The organism is Curtobacterium sp. NPDC087082 (assembly GCF_044745045.1).
In the GTDB taxonomy this organism is placed as follows: Bacteria; Actinomycetota; Actinomycetes; order Actinomycetales; family Microbacteriaceae; genus Curtobacterium.
In genome coordinates this window covers 406,478-430,156 of sequence record NZ_JBIUZN010000003.1, presented here as the reverse complement: position 1 = coordinate 430,156, position 23,679 = coordinate 406,478, and the positions used below count along the sequence as shown (strand labels likewise).

General features: G+C 72.4%; 24 protein-coding genes. 9 read left to right on the top strand and 15 right to left on the bottom strand.

Translation table 11 applies throughout. The annotated features are described in order from the left end of the window. Positions 1–11: 11 nt before the first annotated feature. Both ACIPEP_RS11110 and ACIPEP_RS11105 read left to right on the top strand, forming a co-directional pair. The gene (locus ACIPEP_RS11110) at positions 12–1,283 is read left to right on the top strand and encodes a peptidoglycan DD-metalloendopeptidase family protein (RefSeq protein ID WP_402717286.1); all 1,272 of its coding nucleotides are present in this window, start codon (positions 12–14) and stop codon (positions 1,281–1,283) included. A gap of 60 nt (positions 1,284–1,343) precedes the next feature. Further along, positions 1,344–2,192, top strand: coding sequence for an NAD(P)-dependent oxidoreductase (locus tag ACIPEP_RS11105; RefSeq protein WP_402717285.1), 849 nt, complete (start codon positions 1,344–1,346; stop codon positions 2,190–2,192). Here the strand turns inward: ACIPEP_RS11105 and ACIPEP_RS11100 are convergent. Together ACIPEP_RS11100 and ACIPEP_RS11095 are read right to left on the bottom strand one after the other, a co-directional pair. Then, positions 2,189–2,449 (bottom strand): hypothetical protein, encoded by a 261-nt coding sequence (locus ACIPEP_RS11100; protein WP_229087417.1) that lies wholly within the window; start codon positions 2,447–2,449, stop codon positions 2,189–2,191. The two genes, ACIPEP_RS11105 and ACIPEP_RS11100, sit on opposite strands and share 4 nt — an antisense overlap. Positions 2,450–2,458: 9 nt before the next feature. Further along, positions 2,459–2,989 carry a MarR family winged helix-turn-helix transcriptional regulator gene (locus ACIPEP_RS11095; RefSeq protein ID WP_070419236.1) on the bottom strand — a complete coding sequence of 177 codons (531 nt, stop codon included), beginning with the start codon at positions 2,987–2,989 and terminating at the stop codon, positions 2,459–2,461. 198 nt (positions 2,990–3,187) lie between these two features. On the opposite strand from ACIPEP_RS11095, the gene ACIPEP_RS11090 reads away from it, so the two are divergent. Next, on the top strand, positions 3,188–4,084 hold the full coding sequence (locus ACIPEP_RS11090; RefSeq protein WP_402717284.1) for an alpha-E domain-containing protein: 897 nt from the start codon (positions 3,188–3,190) through the stop codon (positions 4,082–4,084). A 106-nt stretch (positions 4,085–4,190) separates the two neighbouring features. On the opposite strand, the gene ACIPEP_RS11085 is transcribed toward ACIPEP_RS11090, so the two are convergent. Continuing rightward, positions 4,191–5,528: an MFS transporter gene (locus tag ACIPEP_RS11085; RefSeq protein WP_402717323.1), complete on the bottom strand. Its 1,338-nt coding sequence runs from the start codon at positions 5,526–5,528 to the stop codon at positions 4,191–4,193. Between the two features lie 5 nt (positions 5,529–5,533). Continuing rightward, complete coding sequence (locus ACIPEP_RS11080) at positions 5,534–5,944, bottom strand: MarR family winged helix-turn-helix transcriptional regulator (protein WP_402717283.1); 411 nt, start codon at positions 5,942–5,944, stop codon at positions 5,534–5,536. 94 nt (positions 5,945–6,038) lie between these two features. Here ACIPEP_RS11080 and ACIPEP_RS11075 point away from each other — a divergent pair, with 94 nt between their 5' ends. Then, positions 6,039–6,791 (top strand): SDR family NAD(P)-dependent oxidoreductase, encoded by a 753-nt coding sequence (locus ACIPEP_RS11075; RefSeq protein WP_402717282.1) that lies wholly within the window; start codon positions 6,039–6,041, stop codon positions 6,789–6,791. Positions 6,792–7,083: 292 nt separating this feature from the next. Here the strand turns inward: ACIPEP_RS11075 and ACIPEP_RS11070 are convergent, their stop codons facing one another. Continuing rightward, on the bottom strand, positions 7,084–7,353 hold the full coding sequence (locus ACIPEP_RS11070) for a hypothetical protein (protein WP_071303526.1): 270 nt from the start codon (positions 7,351–7,353) through the stop codon (positions 7,084–7,086). A gap of 11 nt (positions 7,354–7,364) precedes the next feature. Further along, the gene (locus tag ACIPEP_RS11065; protein WP_402717281.1) at positions 7,365–8,507 is read right to left on the bottom strand and encodes an anion permease; all 1,143 of its coding nucleotides are present in this window, start codon (positions 8,505–8,507) and stop codon (positions 7,365–7,367) included. Between the two features lie 98 nt (positions 8,508–8,605). Between ACIPEP_RS11065 and ACIPEP_RS11060 the strand changes: the two genes are divergently transcribed. Both ACIPEP_RS11060 and ACIPEP_RS11055 read left to right on the top strand, forming a co-directional pair. Then, positions 8,606–9,481: an alpha/beta hydrolase gene (locus ACIPEP_RS11060; protein WP_402717280.1), complete on the top strand. Its 876-nt coding sequence runs from the start codon at positions 8,606–8,608 to the stop codon at positions 9,479–9,481. Positions 9,482–9,560: 79 nt separating this feature from the next. Next, complete coding sequence (locus ACIPEP_RS11055; protein ID WP_070416964.1) at positions 9,561–10,610, top strand: biotin/lipoate A/B protein ligase family protein; 1,050 nt, start codon at positions 9,561–9,563, stop codon at positions 10,608–10,610. A 22-nt stretch (positions 10,611–10,632) separates the two neighbouring features. Here ACIPEP_RS11055 and ACIPEP_RS11050 read toward each other — a convergent pair whose 3' ends face one another. After that, entirely contained in the window at positions 10,633–12,207 is a 1,575-nt protein-coding gene (locus ACIPEP_RS11050; RefSeq protein WP_402717279.1) for an AAA family ATPase, read from the bottom strand. A gap of 196 nt (positions 12,208–12,403) precedes the next feature. Here ACIPEP_RS11050 and ACIPEP_RS11045 point away from each other — a divergent pair, with 196 nt between their 5' ends. Beyond that, complete coding sequence (locus tag ACIPEP_RS11045) at positions 12,404–12,733, top strand: hypothetical protein (protein ID WP_139199469.1); 330 nt, start codon at positions 12,404–12,406, stop codon at positions 12,731–12,733. Positions 12,734–12,772: 39 nt separating this feature from the next. On the opposite strand, the gene ACIPEP_RS11040 is transcribed toward ACIPEP_RS11045, so the two are convergent. Continuing rightward, on the bottom strand, positions 12,773–13,060 hold the full coding sequence (locus tag ACIPEP_RS11040) for a GNAT family N-acetyltransferase (RefSeq protein ID WP_070416961.1): 288 nt from the start codon (positions 13,058–13,060) through the stop codon (positions 12,773–12,775). A gap of 69 nt (positions 13,061–13,129) precedes the next feature. On the opposite strand from ACIPEP_RS11040, the gene ACIPEP_RS11035 reads away from it, so the two are divergent. Both ACIPEP_RS11035 and ACIPEP_RS11030 read left to right on the top strand, forming a co-directional pair. Continuing rightward, positions 13,130–14,515: a hypothetical protein gene (locus ACIPEP_RS11035; protein WP_402717278.1), complete on the top strand. Its 1,386-nt coding sequence runs from the start codon at positions 13,130–13,132 to the stop codon at positions 14,513–14,515. 54 nt (positions 14,516–14,569) lie between these two features. Continuing rightward, the gene (locus ACIPEP_RS11030) at positions 14,570–15,478 is read left to right on the top strand and encodes a DNA-methyltransferase (RefSeq protein ID WP_402717277.1); all 909 of its coding nucleotides are present in this window, start codon (positions 14,570–14,572) and stop codon (positions 15,476–15,478) included. A gap of 8 nt (positions 15,479–15,486) precedes the next feature. On the opposite strand, the gene ACIPEP_RS11025 is transcribed toward ACIPEP_RS11030, so the two are convergent. The 7 genes from ACIPEP_RS11025 to ACIPEP_RS10995 all read right to left on the bottom strand — a co-directional run bounded on the left by ACIPEP_RS11025 (position 15,487) and on the right by ACIPEP_RS10995 (position 23,292). Continuing rightward, complete coding sequence (locus ACIPEP_RS11025; RefSeq protein WP_402717276.1) at positions 15,487–17,985, bottom strand: MDR family MFS transporter; 2,499 nt, start codon at positions 17,983–17,985, stop codon at positions 15,487–15,489. A gap of 187 nt (positions 17,986–18,172) precedes the next feature. Next, positions 18,173–19,108 (bottom strand): hypothetical protein, encoded by a 936-nt coding sequence (locus ACIPEP_RS11020; protein ID WP_402717275.1) that lies wholly within the window; start codon positions 19,106–19,108, stop codon positions 18,173–18,175. Between the two features lie 12 nt (positions 19,109–19,120). Then, the gene (pgm, locus tag ACIPEP_RS11015) at positions 19,121–20,740 is read right to left on the bottom strand and encodes a phosphoglucomutase (alpha-D-glucose-1,6-bisphosphate-dependent) (protein ID WP_071295065.1); all 1,620 of its coding nucleotides are present in this window, start codon (positions 20,738–20,740) and stop codon (positions 19,121–19,123) included. A 153-nt stretch (positions 20,741–20,893) separates the two neighbouring features. Beyond that, positions 20,894–21,139 carry a hypothetical protein gene (locus ACIPEP_RS11010; RefSeq protein WP_402717274.1) on the bottom strand — a complete coding sequence of 82 codons (246 nt, stop codon included), beginning with the start codon at positions 21,137–21,139 and terminating at the stop codon, positions 20,894–20,896. Positions 21,140–21,257: 118 nt separating this feature from the next. Continuing rightward, positions 21,258–21,920, bottom strand: a complete 663-nt coding sequence (locus ACIPEP_RS11005) for a methyltransferase domain-containing protein (RefSeq protein WP_402717273.1) — start codon at positions 21,918–21,920, stop codon at positions 21,258–21,260. Then, entirely contained in the window at positions 21,917–22,549 is a 633-nt protein-coding gene (locus ACIPEP_RS11000; RefSeq protein WP_402717272.1) for a DUF2064 domain-containing protein, read from the bottom strand. The genes ACIPEP_RS11005 and ACIPEP_RS11000 overlap by 4 nt, the downstream gene beginning before the upstream one ends. Continuing rightward, positions 22,546–23,292, bottom strand: coding sequence for a glycosyltransferase family 2 protein (locus ACIPEP_RS10995; RefSeq protein ID WP_071295069.1), 747 nt, complete (start codon positions 23,290–23,292; stop codon positions 22,546–22,548). The genes ACIPEP_RS11000 and ACIPEP_RS10995 overlap by 4 nt, the downstream gene beginning before the upstream one ends. Positions 23,293–23,679: the final 387 nt, after the last annotated feature.

Sequence of the window (23,679 nt, the reverse complement as noted above, 5' to 3'; positions counted from 1 at the left end):
CGACGAAGCCGATGTCCACGACGACGGACCGCCTGCCGATGCGCCCGCGGGGCGCCGCTCGCCACGCGGCCAACGCCCCGGCCGGGGTCGAGCCGCTCCCCACCCGTCGTGCTCGCCGTGCGGCGGAGCGTGCGGCGGCGGACCCGACCACCGCGCCCGACGCCGACGCCGACGCCGGCACCGGCACCCGCACCAGCGCCGGCACCACGCCGCTGCGCGACGCCGCTCCGAGCATCGAGACGCAGGGCACCGACGTTCCGGGCACCGCCAGCGTCCGGCATCCCTACCTCCCCGCGGCGTCCGTATCGCCGCCCGCGCCGACGTCATCGGCGTCCGAGCCGTCGACCCCGCCGGCAGCCAGGCCGTCTGCCCCGTCGGCCCGCCGGGCTGCGTCGGCCCCGCCGGCCGTCCCGGTCGTGTCCCCTACCGTGACGACCGGAGCCGTCTCCCACTCGACCACCGGGGCGGCGGTGTCCCCTCCCGCCGCCCCGGTCTCCACCAGCGCAGGGAACCCGCAGTCCCTGCCGTCGCGACGGACGCTGCGCACCGAGACGCCCGCGATCCGCCCCACTGCCCTCGGGCACGCCGTCACCCAGGCGATCACGCTGCCGCTCCGTTCGATCGGCTCGGCCTTCGCGTCCGCACGGGCCGTCCCGCTCACCGCGACCGCCGTCGCCGCGTGCCTGTTCGTCACCGTCGCCACACTGCAGACGGCGACCGCAGCGAGCGCGACGTCGGTGCTCCCGGCGCTCGACGTGCAGGAGTACACGACCTCGGCGACGTCGACCGCCCGCGCCGAGCGGGACGGCTTCGCGATCGGCCGGGCACCCGAGCGTCGTGCGGCAGCGGCTCCGACGTCCGAGGCGGCTCCCGGCGCCTCGGCGGCCAGGCCCGTCGCGGGGACGATCCCGGCAGCGGGCGGCTTCGGCTCGCGGTGGGTCAGCGGCTGCGGCGCCTGTTCGACGAACCACCAGGGGCTCGACTTCGCCGCGCGCGAGGGGACGGCCGTCGTCGCGGCGATGTCCGGACGCGTGGTGTCCGCCGGGGTCTTCGGTGGGTACGGCAACCAGGTCCTGCTGCAGCACGCCGACGGCTCCCGGACCCGGTACGGGCACCTCTCCCAGATCGGTGTCCGGGTGGGGCAGACCGTGACGGCGGGGCAGCGCATCGGTGCCGTGGGGAACACCGGCGTCTCGACCGGGTCGCACCTGCACTTCGAGGTCCTCCACGGTGGGGTGGCGGTCGATCCGGCGGTGTGGCTCCGGGACCGCGGACTGCTCTGACCGACGGCGCGTACCGTCGAACGGGCGACCGCACGGTGCGGCGCAGGGACGGAGACGCGCGTGCGGGTGACGGTACTGGGGACCGGGGCGATGGGTGCCGGGGTGGCTGGGTCGCTGCTCCGCGAAGGTCACACGGTGACCGTGTGGAACCGGAGCGCCGACAGGGCCGCTCCGCTGGGTGAGCAGGGTGCGACCGTGGCGGGCGACCCCGGTGCAGCGGTGGCCGATGCCGAGGTCGTGCTGCTCACGCTCTTCGACACGGACGCGGTGGTGGACGTCCTCGAGGCCTCCGCGGGCGACGCCCCGGCCGACGCCGTGTGGGTGCAGTGCTCCACGATCGGCGTCGCCGGCACCGAGACCGTCGTGCAGCTCGCCGCGAAGTACGGGATCACCCTCGTCGAGGCGATGATGCTCGGCACCAAGGCACCCGCTGAACAGGGCACCCTGACGATGCTCGCCGCCGGACCCGCGGACGTGCTCGACCGCATCGACCCGGTGCTCGACGCGATCGGCGCGAAGACCGTGCGTGCGGGGGACCAGGTCGGTGCCGGGACCGCGCTCAAGCTCGCGGCGAACGCCTGGATCGCGTCGATCACGGCCGCGACCGGGCAGTCGCTCGCGGTCGCGAAGTCGCTCGGGCTGGACCCGGCGCTCTTCCTCGAGGCGATCGACGGCAGCGCCAGCGACTCGGCCTACGCGCACGCCAAGGGCGGGTCGATCATCGAGGGATCGTTCCCGGCGCAGTTCGCGCTCGACGGTCTCCGGAAGGACATCGGCCTCATCACCGACGCCGCGCGCAGCACGGGGGTGTCGACGGTCCTGCTCGACGCACTGGGCCGGGTCTATGCCGACGCCAGCGCTGCGGGACACGGCGGCGACGACATCGCTGCCGTCGGCACGGCGTTCTAGCGCAGGTCGTCACGCCGGGCCGTGCGGCGCCCGTCCCGTCCGAGGAACCGTCGGAGCGCGTTCGTCAGGCGCCCCACGGTCTCGTCGTTCATCGTGTTGGCGAGGTCGAACGCCTCGCGCGCGGGATCGGCCCCGGCCTGGATCCGACGGAGTGCGGCGTCCGCGCGGGCCCGGGCGTCGAGCTCCGCCAGGGGCATGTCGTCCTCGGGGTCGTGCGGCGCGGGCGTCGCGGTGCCGTCGGTGCCCGTGTCTGCCATGCGAGCAGGCTACGCGGACCGGCTGACGCGGTGCCCACGACCGGCGACGTCGACGCCGTCCACGACGCGGACCATCTCGTCGAGGAACGACACGATGACGGCCATGTCGTCGGTCGACAGGTGCTCGGTCGCCTCGACCGCGCGGGAGTCGAGCTGGTCGATCACCCGGAGCACCTGGCGCATCGAGCCACCGGACGCGGTCAGGATGACGCCGCGACGGTCGTTCGGGTCCGGGTGGCGTTCGACGTGCCCGCTCCGGACGAGCCGGTCGACGAGTGCCGACGTCGACGCCGGGGTGATGTCGAGGTGCTCGGCGAGGTCCTTCGCGTTGACCGTGCGGCCGGCCTCTTCGGCGTCGAGGAGTGCGCGGAGGGCGAGCAGGGCGTTCTCGCCGATGCCCAGTGCCTCACGCGCGCGTCGCTGTGCCGCGCTCTCGGCGCTCCGGTACCTGCGGAGTGCGTTCAGCACGTCCACCGCGTCGACCCGGGAATCCTCGCCGTACCAGAACCCCGCGGCGCTCGTCGTCACCTCGGTACTCATGGTCACAATGCTAGACGCTCTAGTTAGATTGTCTAGCGAGCGCGGAGAGTGGACCGCGGACGCACGCCGGACGTCCAGGATCCGACACGGCAAACGGGCGCACCAGCGGGGTCCGCGCCGAGCCGCAACACCCGTGACGCGGCGACGAAACACCCTCGCAATCCCCGGTCAGTAGGTTCACGGCATGCAGGAGCCGACGTGCTGAGCCGACTCGCGGGGAGCGTGTTCCACGTCGGGAGCGCCGTGGAACGGGCCGAGGTCGTCGCGCGCATGCTCGACGTGTACGTCGCCCGCGGTGAGCCCGCCGGGGTCGAGCACGACCGGGCGGTCGCCGCCGAGCTCCGGGCGGTCGTGGGGGCCGCGGGACCGGCGAACGACCCGGACCGGGCCTCGACGATCGACTCCCTCGCCCTCGACCGGCACGAACCGGCGTCCATCGCGTCGGCCGTCGCGGTCGCGCGGGACAACGCCCGGCGTGCCCGCGAGGTCGTCTCCACCGAACTGTGGGACTGCCTCAACGTCACCCGGTCGCGGATGCCCCGCAAGGTCGCACCCGATCGCGCCCACGAGTTCCTGGCGTGGGTGCGGGAGCGCAGCGCCCTGGCGATCGGGGTCGTCGAGGCCGATGCGAGCCACGACGAGGTCTGGGAGTTCTTCACGCTCGGCCGTGCGCTGCAGCGGTGTTCGGCCACGGCGCGACTGCTCGCTTCGGGGTTGCTCGACCCGGAGTCGGGCGCGTCCTGGACGACGGCGCTCCGGGCGTGCGGCGCCGGCGAGGCGTTCCAGCGCGGCCGCGACCACCACACCCCCGGGCCGGAGGACGCTGCGGCGTTCCTGCTCCTGGACGAGCACAGTCCGCGGTCGCTGCGGTTCCTCGCGCGGCGGGCGGACGAGTGCCTCGCCGACGTGGCGCCGTCGTGCATCGCCGACGAGGTGCGTGCGTTCGCGGGCACCCGGGCGGGTCTCGAGTCGGTGTCCGACGACGGCGCGGTGCTGGCAGCCCGCGCCGCGGGGGAGCGGCTCGCGGCGGCGGCGGACCTGGTGGTGCAGGCCCTCGACGAACGCGTCTTCGCCGCACCCGAACCCGCGCGCTGAGCCGCGCCCGAACCCGCGTGCCCGACCGCGCCCTGGACCGATGTGACGACGGACGGGAGGCGCGGTGCGGGGCCGACCCGCGCCTCCCGTCCGTCAGGCGGTCACGTCAGACCGCGCTGGACCGGTCCGCGACTGCCTCGTCGCGCTCCAGGTCCTGCCGCAGCGCCGCGCGCGACGCGCGGGTCCCCACGACCGGCACCGCGTGCGTGATCGCCAGGTGCAGCCGCGTGTCCGCGTCGTACCGCACCCGGAAGCGCTCGTACCGGATGAGCCACACGAGCGCGATCGCCAGGGCAACGAACCCCGATGCCGCGCCGACGGCGATGGCCCAGCGTGGACCCCACGCGTCGGCGACGGCACCGACGATCGGGGCGCCGATGGGGGTGCCGCCCGCGAAGATCGCCATGTAGAGGGCCATCACCCGCCCGCGCATCGCGGGCTTCGTGGTGGTCTGGACGAGGGCGTTCGCGGTCGTCATGAACGTCAGCGACGCGAGCCCGACGAACACCAGGACGATCGCGAACGACCAGTACGTCGGGGCGACGGCGGCCGCGACGCAGGCCAGGCCGAACCCGGCGGAGGCGACGACGAGCGTGCGCATCCGCGGGCGGTCGCGGCGTGCGGAGAGCAGGGCGCCGGCGACCGAACCGATCGCCATGACCGAGTTGAGCAGGCCGAACTCGCCCGCCCCCTTGTGGAACTCGACGCGGGCCATGGTCGAGGTGAAGATCGGGAAGTTCACGCCGAAGGTCCCGACGACGAAGATCATGCAGAGCACGACGATGATGTCCGGTCGGGTCCGCACGTACTGGAAGCCCGCGAGGATCTGCCCCTTGCCGCGCTTCGGCCGGATCCGTTCGGCGAGCTGTGCGGGGTCGACGAAGCGGAGCGCGATGAGCACGGCCAGGAACGAGGCGGCGTTGATGACGAACACCCAGCCGGAGCCGATCGCCGCGATGAGTACGCCGGCGACCGCGGGGCCGATGAGCCTGGCGGCGTTGAAGGAGGCCGAGTTGAGCGCCACGGCGTTGGCGACGTTCTCGCCCTGCACGACGTCGGACACGAAGGCCTGGCGGATCGGGGTGTCGAACGCGGCGACGATGCCGAGCGCGAGGGCGAACCCGTAGAGCGACCAGATCGTGGCGGTGTCGGTCAGCGCCATGATGCCGAGCCCCAGGCCGAGGGCGCCCATCAGCCCCTGCGTCAGCATGAGCATCTTGCGCCGGTCGAACCGGTCGGCGGCGAGCCCGGTCAGCGGCAGGAGGAGCAGCTGCGGACCGAACTGCAGGGCCATCGTGATGCCGACCGCGATGGCGTCGTTGTCGGACAGCTTCGTCAGGACGATCCAGTCCTGGGCGGTTCGCTGCATCCAGGTGCCGACGTTGGACACCAGGGCGCCGGCGAACCAGATGCGGTAGTTGCGGCCGGACAGGGAGCGGAACATGGCGGTCACTGCTGGGCCAGCCTCCTCATGATCTCGGTGGCGTCCGCGAGGGTCCGCCGTTCTGCGTCGGTGAGCTCGGCGAGCCGCGGGGTGAGCCAGCCGTCCCGACGACGACGGGTCTCCTCGACGAACGCGGCACCGGTGCCGGTCGCCCCGAGCAGGACCTTGCGGCGGTCGTCGCCGTGGTCGCCCTTCGAGACGAGGCCGCGCTCGACGAGGACGGCGATCGTCTTCGTCATCGACGGTGGGGTGACGCCGTCCTGCCGGCTGAGTTCGGCGAGGGTCATCGGGCCGTCGCGGTGCAGTCGGGCGAGCGCGGAGAACTGGGCATCGCTGACGGTGGTGTCGGCCTTCTGCGCACGGAGCGTGCGGGAGAGGCGGTTCACCGCGATGCGGAGGTCGGTGGCGTCGGTCACAGGTCGTTAGCCTAGCAAATTAGTTCAGCGAACGAACTGGTTTTCGGGTGTATCGTGCTTTTGAACAACAGGTGTTGTCCAGAGAGAAGGAATCATGTCCGAGTTCGAGGGCAAGGTCGCCATCGTCACCGGTGGCGGCAGCGGTATCGGCGAGGCCGTCGCGAAGGAGCTCGCCGCTGCGGGCGCGACGGTCGTCGTCACCGACATCAAGCTCGACGCCGCACAGCGGGTCGTGACGTCGATCGAGGAAACCGGCGGGATGGCGAGTGCGTTCGAGGCCAACTCGGCCGTCGCCGCCGACAACGAGCGCATGGTGCAGTTCGCCGTGGACACCTACGGAGCCCTGCACCTCGCGGTGAACAACGCCGGCATCGGCGCCGCACCGCAGCCCATCGGCGAGTACGACGTCGCCGCGTGGGACCGCGTGCGTGCGGTGGACCTCGACGGGGTGTTCTACGGCCTCCGCTACGAGATCCCCGCGATGGTCGCCGCCGGCGGTGGCGCGATCGTGAACATGTCGTCGGTGCTCGGCTCGGTCGGCATCGCGCAGAACGCCGCCTACGTGGCGTCGAAGCACGCGCTGGTCGGTCTGACGAAGGTCGCCGCCCTCGAGTACACGGCGCAGGGCGTCCGGACGAACGCGGTCGGCCCGGGCTTCATCGACACGCCGCTCGTGCGCGCGTCGCTCTCGCCCGAGGCGCTCACCGCGCTCGAGGCCGAGCACGCGGCGCAGCGCCTCGGCACCGATGCCGAGGTCGCGGCCCTGGTGCTGTTCCTGCTCAGCGACAAGGCGTCCTTCATCAGCGGCAGCTACCACTTGGTCGACGGCGGCTACAGCGCCCACTGAGGCGCTGCGTCCGTGCGCGTCGCGCGGGCGCCGCATGGTGAGCAGAAATGGTCGGGTCCGGCGTGCGGACCCGACCATTTCTGCTCACCAAGCGCGCGCCTGGGCGCGCCTGCGGTGTGCGCGGGCGTCCGCGCGCCCCGGGCCGTCGGACGGGAGGCGCGGCGGGCGTGAGCGGGTCTGCCCACGCGAGCCGCGCCTCCCGTCACGCATGGTGAGCAGAAATGGTCGGGCCCGGCGTGCGGACCCGACCATTTCTGCTCACCAAGCGCGCGCCCGCGCGCCCGCGCGGCGCTCAGTGGAACTGCGGGATCGTCATCCAGATGCCGAAGAGCACGGCAGCGATGCAGACCGCGAAGCACAGCCCGGCACCCGCCAGCGCGAGCGGGGGCGTGTGGCCGGACCTCGGGGTCTCCTGCGCGTACTGGGTGTGCTCGCCCCCGGCGTCGACCGGTTGGCCGGTGCCGAGCAGCCGCAGCCCGAGCGTGTAGAGGAGCACCACGCCGACCGCGGCCACGAAGCCGACCCCCGCGACGGTGCCGATGCTGGTGAAGTCGATGTCCATCGTCGTCTCCTTCAGTTCCGGGCCGCGACGGGCTCGCGCTCGGCCTCGTCCGCGGTGATGTCCTCGTGCGAGACCGGGCGTCGCTTGGCCAGCGCGTAGAAGGCCAGTCCGGCGGCCAGGGCGAGCGCCGCGACCAGGACGAGCCCGATGGTCGACGTCGACGCGACCCAGGTGGCGAGGGCGCCGACGACCGCGGCCGCGGGCAGCGTGATCACCCACGCGACGACGATGCGACCGACGACCGACCAGTGCACGTCGGCGAGCTTCTTGCCGAGGCCGGAGCCGATCACCGAGCCGCTCGTGACGTGGGTGGTTGAGAGCGCGAAGCCGAGGTGCGAGGACACGAGGATCGTCGCCGCCGAGCTGGTCTCCGCCGCGAAGCCCTGCGGGGACTGCACGTCGGAGATCTTCTTGCCGACGGTCTGCATGATCCGCCAGCCGCCCATGTAGGTGCCGAGGCCGATCGCGAGGCCGCACGCCAGGATCACCCAGAGCGCCGGTCCGGTGCCGGCGGACTGGTAGTTCGCGGCGATGAGGGTGAGCGTGATGACGCCCATCGTCTTCTGCGCGTCGTTCGTCCCGTGGGCGAGCGACACGAGCGACGCCGAGATCGTCTGGCCGTGCCGGAAGCCCGTGGCTGCACCGTGGGTGGTGGCGTTCTTCGTCAGCGTGTAGGCGATGTACGTCGCGACGAGGGCGATGACGCCCGCGATGACGGGGGAGAGCAGGGCCGGCAGGACGACCTTCGAGACGACCGTCGCCCAGTCGACCGAGTTCAGGCCCGCGCCGATGATCGACGCGCCGATGAGCCCGCCGAAGAGCGCGTGCGTCGAGGACGACGGGAGGCCGAAGTACCAGGTGGCGAGGTTCCAGAGGACGGCGCCGACGAGTCCCGCGAAGATCATGGTCGGCGAGATGTGGATGCCGTCCTGCCCCTCGCGGATGATGCCCTGCGAGACGGTCTTCGCGACCTCGGTGGACAGGAACGCGCCGACCACGTTGAGGACGGCGGAGATGAGCACGGCGGTGCGGGGCTTGAGGGCACCCGTGGCGACCGATGTGGCCATGGCGTTCGCGGTGTCGTGGAAGCCGTTCGTGAAGTCGAACACGAGGGCCACCACGATCACCAGCACGACGGTGACGAGGACGTCCATGCGCGAGACGCTAGGCCTGCTCCGAACCCGCTGCGTGAACGCCGGGTGAACACCGGCGGCCACCTGGCTGCGTCCGACCCGTCTGCGAGGATGCTCACGTGCCCACCTTCTCCGCAGCGCGAGGCGACGCCTCGTTCACCGACGCGCACGGCGTCGAGATCGTCTACTCGACCTGGCGTGCGGCGCGTCCGAAGGGCATCGTGCAGATCGCGCACGGGGTCGGCGAGCACGGACTCCGGTACGAGCCGCTCGCGCAGGACCTCGTCCGCGCGGGCTGGACCGTGCACGCGAACGACCACCGCGGGCACGGTCGGACCGGCCTCGCGCAGTGGGACGGCGACCACGCCAAGCTCGGACGGCTCGGCCCCGGGGGCCTGCGGGCCGCGATCGCGGCCGTCGAGCAGATGAGCGCCGTCGCGCGCGAGGACACCCCCGGCGTCCCACTCGTGCTGCTCGGCCACTCGTGGGGCTCGCTGATGGCCCAGCGGATCGCGAACACGTCGTCCGGGTCCTACGACGGGGTCGTCCTCTCCGCGAGCGCGTACCGGTTGCCGGGGTGGATGAACAGCGGCGACCTGAACGCCCGGCACGCGGGCTCGGGCCCGACGAAGTTCGAGTGGCTCACCCGGGACCGGGCGGTCATCGAGGCCGTCGCGGCCGACCCGCTCGCGGTCGAGGCGGACGTCATCGGCCTCTTCGGGCTGCGGGACGCCCTCCGGCTGCTCGGGGTTCCGCGTCGGGGCATCGCGCACGACCTGCCGATGCTGCTGCAGGTCGGCTCCGAGGACTCGCTCGGCGGCCCGCGGTCGGTCGAGCGCCTCGCGCGGGCCTACCGGCGGCGCGGTGGGCTCTCCGACGTCACCGTGCGGGTGTACGAGGGGGCGCGGCACGAGGTCTACAACGAGACCAACCGCGACGAGGTCGTCGCGGACCTGGTCGCGTGGCTGGACCGGGCGGTCGCGCGCACGTCCTGAGACGGTACCGGCTGACGGCCAGGAGGCGCGGGGCGGCGCCGCCCCGCGCCTCCCGTCCGACGCGGCGTAGGCTCGTGGTGTGCACGGTGAGTACAAGGTCCCGGGAGGCAAGCTGGTCGTCGTCGACCTCGAGGTCGTCGACGGGGTGATCGACCAGTTCCGTCTCGCCGGGGACTTCTTCCTCGAACCGGACGACGCGCTGCCGCTCATCGACGCCGCCGTGGACGGGCTGCCGGCCACGACCGATGCCGCGGGCATCGCCGCCGCCGTGCGTGCCGCCCTGCCGGAGGACGCCGTCCTGCTCGGCTTCACGCCCGAGTCCGTCGGGGTCGCCGTCCGCCGTGCCCTCTCGCGAGCGTCGACCTGGCGTGAGTACGACTGGGAGATCATCCACGAGGGGCCGATCAGCCCGAACGAGCACCTCGCGCTCGACCAGGTCCTCACGGAAGAGGTCGGGGCCGGACGCCGCGGCCCGACCCTGCGCATCTGGGAGTGGGACCAGCCAGCGGTCGTCATCGGGTCGTTCCAGTCCCTCAAGAACGAGGTCGACCCCGAGGGTGCCGCGAAGTACGGCGTCGAGGTCGTCCGTCGGATCTCCGGCGGCGGCGCGATGTTCATGGACGCGGGCGCGATCATCTCGTACTCGCTGTACGTGCCGACCGACCTCGTGCAGGGCATGACCTTCGCCGACTCGTACGCCTACCTCGACGAGTGGGTGATCGAGGCGCTGAAGTCCCTCGGCATCGAGGCCTACTACCAGCCGCTCAACGACATCTCGTCGACCAAGGGCAAGATCGGCGGCGCAGCACAGAAGCGGCTCGGCACCGGATCGCTGCTGCACCACGCCACCATGAGCTACGACATGGACGGCGAGAAGATGGTGCAGGTGCTCCGCATCGGTCGCGAGAAGATGAGCGACAAGGGGACGACCTCGGCTGCGAAGCGGGTCGATCCGCTGCGCTCGCAGACCGGCCTCACCCGTGCGGAGATCATCGACCGGCTCATCGCGACCTTCACGAAGCTGTACGGGGCGCACGAGGGGCACGTGACCGCGGACGAGCGGCGGCGGGCGCAGGAGCTCGTGGCGTCGAAGTTCGCGACGCGGGAGTGGCTCGAGCGCGTCCCCTGAGGTTCGAGGCCGGACAGCGGACCTACGACCTGGGCTGATCGTCCTCGTCGTCGCCGGTGTCGTCGTCGTCGGCGGGGGCGCGGAGGACGAGGTCGATGCCTCCCGACGACTGGCCCGGGCGGAGGAAGGCCTGGTTCACGGGCGCGACGTACGAGCCACTGAAGGTGACCTCGTGCTCGGCGTCGTCCTCCTCGTCGTCGTCGGGCTCGCCGGTGTCATCGGTGTCGTCGTCGGAGCGCGTGCCGAGCAGCTTCCGGGTCAGGGCGCTCCGCTCGGTGAGCAGCGAGTCGAGCGCTGCACGCAGGTCGACGTCCGCGGGCTCGGCACCGCGCAGGGCCGCACCGAGGACGCTCCGGCGCATGAGCTCCTTGGCGAAGGAGCCCGTCGTGCCCTCGGCACGCTCGGCCGCCTCGGCGAGGGCGGCCTCGGAGAAGGGCAGCGAGCCGGCGTACCGACGGAAGAGCCGGACGCGCTCGGGCAGGGCGGGGAGCGGGATCTCCACGGCGAGGTCGACCCGGCCGGGACGGTCCGCGAGGGCGCGTTCGAGCACGGACACCCGGTTCGTGGTCATCACGAAGGCGACGTCCGCGTCGCCGTCGAGCCCGTCGAGGGCGTCGAGCACCTCGAACAGCAGCGGCTGCGGGGAGCTGTGGCGTTCCATCGCGACGAGGTCGATGTCCTCCATCACGACGAGTGACGGCTGGAACGTCCGGGCGATCTCGGCCGCGGCACCGATCGCCGCGATGCTCGAGCCGGTGAGCAGGATCGCGGTGACCCCGGTCGTCCGGGTGAGGAGGTGCCGGATCGTGAGTGTCTTGCCCGTCCCGGGAGGGCCGTAGAGGAGCACACCGCGCTTGAGGTGCTGTCCGGCCGCGAGGAGCGCCGCACGCTGCTCGCCGATCCCCACGACGTGGTCGACCACCTCGTCGAGCACGCCCGCGCCGAGGACGACGTCGTCGGCGTCGACCTCGGGCCGGCGGAGGAACGTCGCCCCGGCATCGGACCCGTACTCGGACTGCACGAACGAGAGGACCTGCCCGCGCAGGACGCTCCGCTCGATCATCAGGGCACGGAGGCGGAGCAGGAACGCGGTGGCGGCGTCCTGGTCTGGCGACAGGATCTCGAGGCTGGCGCGGCCACGGCCGTACTCCGGCTTGGCCGACCGCTGGACGACCGCGACCGGAGCGCCGTCGAAGGTGAGGAACCGGAGGCCGAACGACACGACCCGACGGGTGGTGTCGGCACCGGTGGCCCGGGTGGCGTAGCTCACGGGGCCGGGCGCCCACCGCATGTGGGGGTTCGCGATGAACTCGCTGACCGAGCTGTGGAACCGGCTGTCGTCGCCCGCGATGCCGACGAGGGCGTCAGGGTCGGTGCCGGCGAGCTCCTCGAGGGCGATGTCGGCGTCGACGAGGCGGTGGTCGGGGAACTCCTCGGTCACCACGGGGACGGACTGCGGGTCGACGCCGAGGTGGGCGCCGATCCGTTCACCGATCGGTGTGGTCACCGCCTGCTGTTCGGCGGCGGCGAGTTCGTTCGCCTTCTCGATGTAGCGGGCGAACGCCCGCATGAGGTCCCGGTCTGCGTCGTCGAGCACGTCGCCATCCTGGCACGCAGCGCTGGAACGCGTCCGGCCCCGTGGTTGGTCGCACGTGGTCGGCCGCCCGGAGAGGGGGGTTCCGGGCGGCCGCAGGACCAGTGTGGGTGTCGTCCTGAAGAACGACCCATGTGGATCGTGAGAATCCTCCGCGCGGCGGATGTCCCCGTCCGATCGCCGACGTAGCGTCGTGTGCGTGAACTGGTTGATCCTCCTGGGGGCGGTGGCCGCCGCGGCCGTCGTGATGTGGATCGCCGATCGCGTGGGGTGGATCGACCTGTCGAACAAGGCCACGCGCAGCGGCGGATCCGGCGGTGTGGTCTCGATGATGGACGAGGTGTTCGCGCCGACCCGTCACGAGACGCAAGCGGAGTACGAACGGCAGTCGCGCCTCCCGAGGGAGGCACCGACGCCGGCGGACGACGACCACGACCTGCTCAGCGGGAGTGTCCTCATCAAGGTGCCGGCGGTGCGCAGCGCCGGTCGGCACGCGGTGCGGGCCGGGACGCACGACCGGTCGTACTGACGAGCCGTCCTGGCGGGAGCCGGCAACGCGCGGGCCGCGTCAGCGGGTCGTGAGCTCCTGGTAGTCCGGGTGCCGCTCGATCCAGGCCGCGACGTAGCTGCACTGCGGGACGACCCGGCGCGAGGACCCCGAGCGGACGTCGTCCAGCGCGTGCTCGACGAGGATCGAGGCGTGACCACCGCCGCGGTGCGCGGGGTCCACCTCGGTGTGGACGAAGCGGATCTCGTCGCCGTCGACCTCGTACGCCGCGAAGCCGATCACCTCACCGTCCTCGACGAGGGAGTACTGCTGCTTGTCGGTGTCGTTCCGGACCTCGGGTGTCGCCATGGAGCAGACGCTACGCCCCTCCCGAAGAAGGGCCTGTGTGCGCGCTGGACGCCGGGCTAGGGTCTGATCGTGCAGCACGAGACGACCCCGCCGTTCCGCTTCCGGACGCCTCCCGGGTGGCCGACACCCTCCGCCGAGTGGGTGGAACTGCACCAGGCCGCCGAGCCCGCACCGGGGTGGTCGCCCGCACCGGGGATCCCGCCCGCACCCGAGAGCTGGCGCTTCTGGGCCCCGGTCCCGCGGTCGTTCCGGGGCTACGTGCCGGCCGCCGCTCGCCGCCTCCGCGTCGCGCAGTGGATCGGCCTCGTGGTGGCGCTCCTCGCGCTCGCCGCGGTCATCGTCGTCGCGGCGCTCGGTGGTCTGGCCGTGGTCGGACTCCTGCCGCTCGTGGCCGGGATCGCGGTGCTGGTGGTGTGCTCCGCGCGGGCGGGCGAGCTCGCTGACCGGACCGCGGCCTCGATCCGGGACGATGCGGCGGTGTGGCGTCGGACGGAGGTCCCGGCGCGGGCGCGGGCGGCGTTCCCGGAGCCCGATGAGGACGCAGCCGTGGCCGCCTGGGAGGCGGCGGCGTGGGGGCTGCCCACCGTGCGGCCGTTCGCCGTGGCGGCGGACGCGGCACCGCGGCGTTCGCCGTTGCGCCACCGCACCCGTACGGTCGTCGCCGTGACCGCGGGTGCCGCCGCGCTCCTGCTCGTCGTCGGCGCGACGACGGCCGTCGACCCGGTCGTCCGTGCGCTGCAGAGCGACGGGCAGACGCTCGCGTACGGACTCCAGGACACCGCACCCGACGGCAGCGTCCCGGACGACAGCGGCCCGGACGACGACGCACCGGACCAGGACACACCGGACGCGGGGGACCAGGCACCGTGGACCTCGGACGACGGCACGGTCACCGCGTCGTTCATCGGCGACGACGAGACGTGGCAGGCGACCTGCGGAGCGATCGACTTCGCGGACGGCTGCTGGGCGTGGCAGATCGACAGCGAGTGCGACGGGCCGGCCCAGGTCACGGTCGGGTTCTCCGCCACCGAGAGCGGTGACGACGTGCGCACCGACACCCGCACGGTCGTGCTGACCTCCGGGCGACCGCTCGTCCTCACCGAGCAGGGGGCCGAGGAGTGGGGCGGCATCCGCGACGTCACCTGCTCCACCGCAACGGAGCACGCCGTGGCGCTGACCCGGAGCCCGCTCGACTCCGACGCCGAGGACGCCGACGGCTCGTGGCCGGACGGCTGCGTCGACTACGGTTGCGCCGGGTGGGAGGTCACCCCCGAGGCGTCCTGCGACTCGGCGACCGTGCAGTTCTCCGTCGACGAGGAGGTCGCGACGCTGCCCGGTCCGCACGACCTCGTGGTGGCGACGGCACTGCGCGCGGGCGAACCGGTGGACGTCTGGGCCGGCGGCGCGTGGCTGCCGGACGACGACGCGACGATCTCCCAGGTGACCTGCGGCTGAGCCCGGCCCGCGGGCTCCGCGGGGACGGGACGCCGCGTGGACCAGAATGGTCCCGTGCACAGCGGCGACGATCGAGGACCGGACCGGGTGGTCCTCGGCGACAACCTCGACGTCCTGCCGACCCTGGCGGACGGCTCGTTCACGCTCGTGTACCTCGACCCGCCGTTCAACACCGGCCGCTACCAGCGTCGGCACGCGAGCGCCGCGGTCCGCGAGCCGACGGTCGCCGACGAGGCCGCAGCTCCCGATCGCCGACGTGAGCGGGTGACGGGCTTCCGAGGAAGCTCCTACGAGCGGGTCCGCGGCGACCTCATGCGCTTCGACGACCGGTTCGAGGACTACTGGTCGTTCCTCGAACCGCGGCTGCTCGAGGCGTGGCGGCTCCTCGCCGAGGACGGCACCCTCTACCTCCACCTCGACTACCGCGAGTCGCACTACGCCAAGGTCCTGCTCGACGCCCTGTTCGGCCGGGAGTCCTTCCTCAACGAGATCGTCTGGGCGTACGACTTCGGTGCGAAGTCCCGGTCACGGTGGCCGACGAAGCACGACACGATCCTCGTCTACGTCAAGGACCCGTCGCGGTACTGGTTCGACTCCGAGGCGGTCGACCGTGAGCCCTACATGGCGCCGGGGCTCGTCACACCCGAGAAGCGCGAGCGCGGCAAGCTCCCGACGGACGTGTGGTGGCACACGATCGTGTCCCCGACCGGCAGGGAGAAGACCGGCTACCCGACGCAGAAGCCCGAGGGCGTGCTGCGCCGCATCGTGCAGGCGTCGTCGCGCGAGGGCGACTGGGTCCTCGACTTCTTCGCCGGCAGTGGGACGACGGGTGCGGTGGCCCGCGCGCTCGGCCGGCGGTTCGTGCTCGTGGACGACAACCCGGTCGCCGTCGACGTGATGCGCCGACGGCTGCCGGGGGCGTCGTTCGACGTGGTCAGCCCGTCGGACGCATCGACGGGCTGACCACGTCGCTACTCGGCTGAGTGACGCCCGTGCCCGTGCTCGTCGGGTCTGGAGGCGCGGCTCGCCTCCGCAGCGTCGCCGCCGGTGGTGTCCGTGGTCGCGTCCGTCGCGGCGTGTGCGGCTCGGGTGCGGATCGCGCCCGTGGTGGTGGGTGGCTCGTCGACCGGCGCGGCGGCGGAGTGCGCGCCGTGCGTGGTCGCGTCGGGCAGTGGTGCGCGGGTGCCGTCGAGGGAGACGGTGGAGGCACCGCCGGCTGCTCCGCCCGACCGGGTCGTCGACTGCCCGACACCGACACCGACACCGACACCGACACCGACCGCGGAACCGGCCGAGCGCGGCTGCGAGACCACGTCCGGCGAGGTCGGCACGACCGCCATCGAGCCGGTGTCCGGCGAGACGAGCGATCCCGTCCGGGCGGCCGCGTGCTGGGCGTCCACGGTCAGGCGGTCCGCGTCGGCGGTCGCCCGCTCGTTGTCCGCGCGCTCGGTGTTCGCCTGCTCCTGCAGCGCCGAGACCTTGCGGAGCGGCGGCACGCGGAAGAACCAGGTGAGCACGAAGGCCAGCAGGATCACGGCGAGGCCGACGTAGTAGACGACCACGGCGGAGTCGCTGAACCCGACGAGGAACGGCCGGGTGAGGCGCTTGTCCGCGCCGTTGAGGAACGACGTGTCGCTCGTCGACGAGCTGGTCGAGGAACTCGCGCTCGAGTCACCACTCTTGAGCTGCTCGACGAGCGTCGGAGCGACCTCGTCGACGACGTTCTGGCGCTGGTCGGCGTTCGAGTAGTCCACCTGCAGCGTGCCGTCCACGACCTCGGCGTTCGCCTTCGACGCGGCGGTCTCGAGTGCCTGCTGCTCGGCGGCGGGCTTCGCGGCGGCGACCTGCTGGGCGATGACCGTGTCCGCCGAGGCCTCGGGGACCGTGCCGGCCGCGACCTGCTGCTGGACGGCAGCGGTGACCTGCTTCGTGACGGCGGCGTCCGCGGCCTCCTTGGCCTGGGCGGCGCCCTTGTCGAGACCGTCCTGGACGTTCTGCTGCACCGGGTCGACGATCTTGTTCCAGATCTGGTCCATCACGCCCTTGTTGTCCGACGCGTTCGCGACCGACGGGGTGAGTGCGGCGTTCAGGGCGCTCTTCAGGTCGCCCTCGTTCTGCATCGCCGTCGTGATGTTCGTCGGCATGAGCGTGAACAGGACGGACAGCAGCACGGCGGTGCCCATGGTGCCGCCGATCTGGCGGAAGAACGTGGCGGCGCTCGTCGCGACACCGATGTCCCGCGGGCTGACCGAGTTCTGCGCCGCCAGGGTCAGGGTCTGCATGAGCTGCCCGAGCCCGAGGCCGATGCCGAACATGCCGAGCATCAGGAACCAGAGGGGGCGGTCGGCGGTGAGGAACGTCAGGACGGTGAACCCGATGGCCGTGAACGCCGTGCCGGTGATCGGGAAGACCTGGTAGTTGCCGGTCCGCGAGATGATCTGGCCCGAGGCGATCGACGAGATCATCAGACCGAGCACCATCGGGAGCATCGCGAACCCGGACTCGGTCGGCGTGACGCCCTTCACGATCTGCAGGTACAGCGGGATGGTGAGCATGGCGCCGAACATGCCGAAGCCGACGAGGACGGACAGGATCGCCGACATCGAGAACACCCGCGAGCCGAACAGCTTCAGCGGCAGGATCGCATCGTCGCCCATCGCGCGTTCGACGATGATGAACGCGATGAGCCCGAGCGCACCGATCGCGTAGCAGGCGAAGGCGCCGGGGGAGTCCCAGCCCCACTCGCGGCCCTGCTCGGCGATGAGGAGCAGCGGCACCAGGGTCACGATGACGAGCGTCGCGCCCCACCAGTCGATCCGGGGCTTGCCGCGGTCGCCGAACTTCGGCAGGTGCAGGAACGTCAGCACCATGAAGAGCGCGATGATGCCGATCGGCACGTTGATCAGGAACACCCAGCGCCACCCGGCGATGAACAGCAGCTGGTCCGCCCCGGCGAAGACACCGCCGACCAGCGGGCCGATGACGCTCGAGATGCCGAAGACCGCCAGGAAGTAGCCCTGGTACTTGGCGCGCTCGCGCGGGGCGAGCATGTCGCCCATGATGGCGAGCGGCAGGGACATCAGACCACCGGCACCGAGGCCCTGCAGCGCGCGGAAGCCGGCGAGCATGAGCATCGAGGTCGAGAACGACGCGGCGAACGACCCGACGATGAAGATGCCGATCGCCGTGAGGAACAGCGGACGCCGGCCGAAGATGTCGGACAGCTTGCCGTAGATCGGCGTCGTGATCGTCGACGCGATGAGGTAGCCGGTCGTCACCCAGGCCTGCTGGTCGAGGCCGTGCAGGTCGTCGCCGATCGTGCGGATCGCGGTACCGACGATCGTCTGGTCGAGGGCACCGAGGAACATCCCCGCCATCAGGCCGTAGATGACCAGCAGGATCTGCCGGTGGTTCATCACGGCGTTGGACGAGGTGGTGGGTGCCGCGGGTGCGGTCGCGGTCTGGGTCATGTGCAGGGTCTCCCGGAAACTTTGCGCTGGCTGCAAAGTTACATCTGCCGCAAGGTGAAGGGTCGCGCCGGAGTGGGTTCCTGAGTGGATCGGCAGCACCGGCACCGGTTTCGGTGGCGTCTGTCGGAACGTCCTCGTGAGCGCTCCCGACGCCGTCACAGTACGCCGGAGCGTGGCGTGCGGTGCATCAGGACGCTGCGGCGGCCTGTTCGAGGGCTTCTTGGAACCGCTCGTCCACCTCGATGCGCATCGCGCCCGTCTCGTCGTCGAAGCCGGACACCGCGCTGACCCGGCCGTTACGCGAGAAGTACAGCAGGGGGCTCAGCACCCCGCCGGGCAGGCCGTGCTCGCCGTCCGTGAGCACCTGCACGACCAGGCCGGCGAGCATCTGCACCGAGGTGATGCTCGATGCGTCACGGATCGGGACGGCGAGCAGGAGGTGCCGGTGCGGGATCGCGAACACCGTGCCGAACCCGGCGGCGCCGAAGAGCGCCGGGAGGTTGACCGCCTTCGACGCGACGAACAGGGACTCGCCCTCGACGATGAAGACCCCGGGGGCGATCTCGGCGTGCTCGTCCACCGGTTCGTCGTCGGTGCCCAGCTGCCCGAAGGCGAAGAGCTCGTCGATGCCGAGGGCGAGCCGCGGCAGGGTCGGACCCGACAGCGTGCTCACCATCGTCGGGTAGTCGACGCACAGCCCGAGCACCAGCCCGGGAGCGAACGGTCGGGCGTAGTCGAGGTCGGTGGGGTCGGACGGGCCGGCGCCGAGGCCCGTGCCGCCGTCCGCGCTGGGGTCCGGCAGGATCCGCAGTCGGATGCGCTGGCGCAGTTCGTCGGCGCCGAGCTCCTCGGGTGCCGGCTCGCTGTACGCCTGGATCATCCGGTCGAAGTGCTCGGCGACCATGTCGGCCTGCACGTCCGGGGTCTCGCCGTGCACCTGCGCCGCGAGGTTCTCGAGCAGGAAGACCCGGCCGTCGGTACCGACCAGGCGAGCCTGCTCACCGGCCGGCACCTCGACCGTGGTCTCCATTCCGCGCTCGGCGAGGGCTCGCTGGGCGAGCACCACGAGCGTCGGGGCGGGCTCGTCGTGCCGATCGTCCTGCTTCCGGCCGAACCACCCCATCCGCGCGGGACCTCAGGCCCCGAGTGCGGCGTCGACGATCTCCTTGGCTTCGCGCTGCACCTGTTCGAGGTGCTCCTGCCCGACGAAGCTCTCGGCGTAGATCTTGTAGACGTCCTCGGTGCCGGACGGGCGGGCCGCGAACCACGCCTTGTCGGTGACGACCTTCACGCCGCCGACGGCCGCGTCGTTGCCCGGAGCCTTCGACAGCTTCGCCGTGATCGGGTCGCCCGCGAGGGTCTCGGCGGTGATGGCGTCACCGTCGAGCTTCGACAAGCGGGCCTTCTGCTCCTTGCTCGCGGCGGCGTCGACACGCTGGTAGACCGGGGCGCCGAAGCGTTCGGTCAGCTCGTCGTACAGCTGTGACGGGGTCTTGCCGGTGACCGCGATGATCTCCGACGCCAGGAGCGCCAGGATGATGCCGTCCTTGTCGGTGGTCCACGCGGTGCCGTCCTTGCGGAGGAACGACGCGCCCGCCGACTCCTCGCCGCCGAAGGCCACGGAACCGTCGATCAGGCCCGGGACGAACCACTTGAAGCCGACCGGGACCTCCCACAGGCGACGACCGAGGGACTCGGCCACGCGGTCGATGATGCTCGACGACACGAGGGTCTTGCCGATCGCGGCGTCGTCGCGCCAGGCGGGACGGTGCGCGTAGAGGTACTCGATCGCCACGGCGAGGTAGTGGTTCGGGTTCATCAGGCCGCCGTCGGGCGTGACGATGCCGTGCCGGTCGGAGTCGGCGTCGTTGCCGGTGAGGACGTCGTAGTCGTCCTTCCGCGCGACGACCGAGGCCATCGCGCTCGGGCTCGACGGGTCCATCCGGATCTTGCCGTCCCAGTCGAGGGTCATGAACGACCAGGTGGGGTCGACGTCCGGGTTGACCACCGTGAGGTCGAGCCCGTAGTGGTCGCGGATGCGGTTCCAGTAGGGGAGCGACGCACCACCGAGCGGGTCGGCGCCGATCTTCACGCCGGCACGCTTGATCGCGTCGATGTCGATGATGTTCTCGAGGTCGGCGACGTAGGCGCCGAGGAAGTCGTAGCGGTCGGGCGAGGCGTGCTCGGTGCGCTGGACCTCGGCGTTGCCGCCGGCGATGATCGCGTTCGCGCGCTCGGCGATCCAGCTCGTCGCGTCACTGTCCGCCGGGCCACCGTGCGGCGGGTTGTACTTGAAGCCGCCGTCGCGGGGCGGGTTGTGGCTGGGCGTGATGACGATGCCGTCCGCCGTGTCCGCGTTGCCGGCACGGTTGTACGCGATGATCGCGTGGCTGAGCGCCGGGGTGGGGACGTAGCCGTTCTCGCTGTCGGCGAGGACGTGCACGCCGTTGGCGGCGAGGACCTCGAGCGCGGTGCGTTCGGCGGGGCCGGAGAGCGCGTGCGTGTCACGGCCGATGAAGAGCGGGCCGTCGGTGCCCTGCGACGTGCGGTACTCGACGATCGCCTGCGTGATCGCGGCGATGTGGGTGTCGTTGAACGCGGAGTCCAGCGAGGAGCCGCGGTGGCCCGAGGTGCCGAAGACGACCTTCTGCTCGGGGACGGAGACGTCCGGGACGCGCTCGTGGTACGCGGCGATGAGGGCGTCGAGGTCGACGAGGTCGTCTGCAGTGGCGGGGGTGCCGGCGCGGTCGTTCATGCGTCCATCCTGGCATCGCGCGGGTCGGCACGCCCAGGAACGTCGCGCCTGTGGACGACGAGCGCGCCTGTGGACGAGGAGCGAGCGGCCGTCCGCACCGGGGAGAAAGGGGGGCACCCCGGGTGGACGACCGCTCGCGGTACGGGGACGGCGTCAGGCCGTGCGGAACGAGCCCGTCGCGGTCCGCAGCGAACCGGTGGCCGTTCGCGTCGAGGACGTCGCGGTACCGGGCCGACGGGACTGCGTGTCGACGAACCGGCCGAGCGCACGCCCGATCCCGGTTCCGGTGTAGGTGCCGATCGATCGCCAGGCGGCGTCCACCGCGTAGGCGCCGAGCTCGTCACGGTTCTCGAGGCCGGTCACGTACGCGCCGCCCAGGGGGTTCTGACGGTTCTGCATGGATGCTCCTCGTCGTCGTGCCGAGGGTGGTCGGTCACCGGGCCGGCGACCGCGACGCCGTCGGCTTGATGACCACCACACTACCTCCTTCTTTTGCATGACACAAAAGAAGGAATGCTCAGGCGAGCAGCTCGCAGAAGGTCCGGCCCTCGGCGGTCCAGCTCTGCTTCGCCACGAGGCCGACCGTCTCGGCGTGGTCGAGCAGGGCGTCGACGCCCACCTCGGCCCACGGGAAGCCCGCGCTCTGGTGGCCGTCGGCGTCCACCACGCGGGCGGTGTACACCCGGTCGGCGGTGCGGTCGACGTGGGTCTCGACGACCACGCGGCCACCGACGCGCACGATCTCGCGGCACCGGGCGAGCAGGGCCGCCGGGTCGCCGCCGATGCCGATGTTCCCGTCGATCACGAGCGCCGTGTCCCAGTGCCCCTCGTCGGGGACCGGGTCGAAGACCGAGCCCTGGATCGCCGTCCCGCCGGAGCGTCGGGCGATCGCCACGGCGTCGGCGGAGACGTCCACGCCGAGCGACGGGATGCCGAGGGTGCTCGCGGCGACGAGCATCCGCCCCGGCCCGCAGCCGATGTCGATCACCGGCCCGTCCGCACCGTCGAGGAGCGACCGGTCGATGCGGTCCGCCGCGGCGCTCCAGCGGCCGACGTCGAGCGTGACCGCCCGGTCCGGTCGGGACGTGTCCGTCAGCCGGATGCGACCGTCGGTGCGGAGCGCACGCGCGTACGGTTCGCCACCGCCGGCCCCGAAGGAGACGGGTGCTTCCATGGTCATCGGAGTGCCCCCGTGGTCTCGGCCTGCAGTGCGGCGGCGAACCCGGAGTCGGGTACGAGGTCGGCGACGCGCTCGGCATCCGGCACGGTGTCGACGTCGAGCAGGACCCCGAGGGTGCCCGCGTCGAGCCCGGCGTCGGTCAGGCGGGCGAACTGGACCGCACCGGTGTCGTCCTGCGACATCGGCACGCCGCGGAGCAGGTCGCCGTCCGGGTCGCGCAGGTAGAGGGACCAGAAGCCGCCGTCCTCGGCCGGGCCGAACCAGGCGTCGCGCTGCGGCTCGTCGAACACCGGTGCGACGTCGGCCGGCCCGAACTGCGGCGTGTCCATGCCGACGAGCAGCGTCGGGCCGTCGACGGCGTCGAACAGTGCACCGAGCCGCTCGTCGAGGCCGCCCGTGGTCTGGTGGATGACGTCGAAGCCCTCGGCACCGGTCGGCAGCACCGTGCCGTCGTAGAACAGCACCCGTCGGGCGGCGGGCAGCGCGCGGACGGTCGCCAGCGTGTCCGCGAGGCTCGCGGCGGCGACCCGCGCGGCGCCCTCGGGGGTGAGCGCCGGCGTCAGGCGGGTCTTGACCCGGCCGGGCAGGCACTCCTTCGCGACCACCGCGACGGTGATGTCGGTCGTCATGAGTGGACCTCCTCGGAGTGGGTGGGACCGGCCACGTGGCGGACCGGAGCGGGTGCGACGACGGTGGGTCGCGCCTCCCGGCGGTACTCGCGCAGCAGACGCGACATGTCCTTGACGGCGTTGACGGTGCCGCGGAGCGTGCCGGTGACCTTGCTGTCGCCGATGCGCTGCGCGTACCCGATGTCGGACTCGTCGACGCGCCACCCGGCGGCGTGCGCCGCGAGGACCATCTCGAGCGGGTAGCCGCTGCGGCGATCCCGCAGGTCGAGGGACACCAGGTCCGCGCGACGCATCACGCGCATCGGGCCGAGGTCGCGCAGCCGGTACCCGGTCGCGCGACGCATGAGGACCGCGAGGACGCGGTTCGCGAACCGGGCGTGCGGTGCCCAGGCGCCCGGCGTGGTCGGCACGCGGCGTCCGAGGGCGAGGTCGGTGTGTCCCGTGGCCACGCGGGCGACGAGCGGGACGAGCTCGGCCGGGTCCATCGAGGCGTCGGCGTCGCAGAAGGCGACGTACTCGGCCGTGGCGGCGGCGACCCCGGCGGCGCAGGCCGAGCCGAAGCCCTTCACCGGTTCGGTCACGACGAGGGCGCCGTGGGCCCGGGCGACGTCGGCGGAGCCGTCGGTCGAGCCGTTGTCGACGACGATCGCGCGGTAGCCGCGCGGGAGTCGGCCCAGGACCTCGGGGAGGGCATCGGCCTCGTCGAGACAGGGGAGGATGACGTCGACGTTCATGTCGCCCATTCGGTGCGGAGCGTCGGAACGACTGGTGTCGGCTCCCGCCGCGCGCGTCGGCGGGGCGGGGCGGTCGGTCTCGTGGGCCGGCTGTCGTTCCATGCCTACGACACAACACGTGATGCCCGGGCGGGGTACAGGATCGGCGTCCCCCGATGGACGTTCCGCGCACTCTCGGTGGCGGGCCACCCCTGATCGGGGGACACGCAGGTGGGGCGTCGGGCGGACGCGTCACGCGGTGGAGGTGCCGGCCTGGAGGCGGGGGGGGGGGGGGGGGGGGGGGGGGGCCGCCGCCCCCCCGGGGGGGGGGGGCGCCCCCGCCCCCCCCCCCCCCGGGGCCCGCGCCCCCCCCCCCCCCCCCGCGCCCCCCCCCCGCCCCCCCCCCCCGCGGGCGGG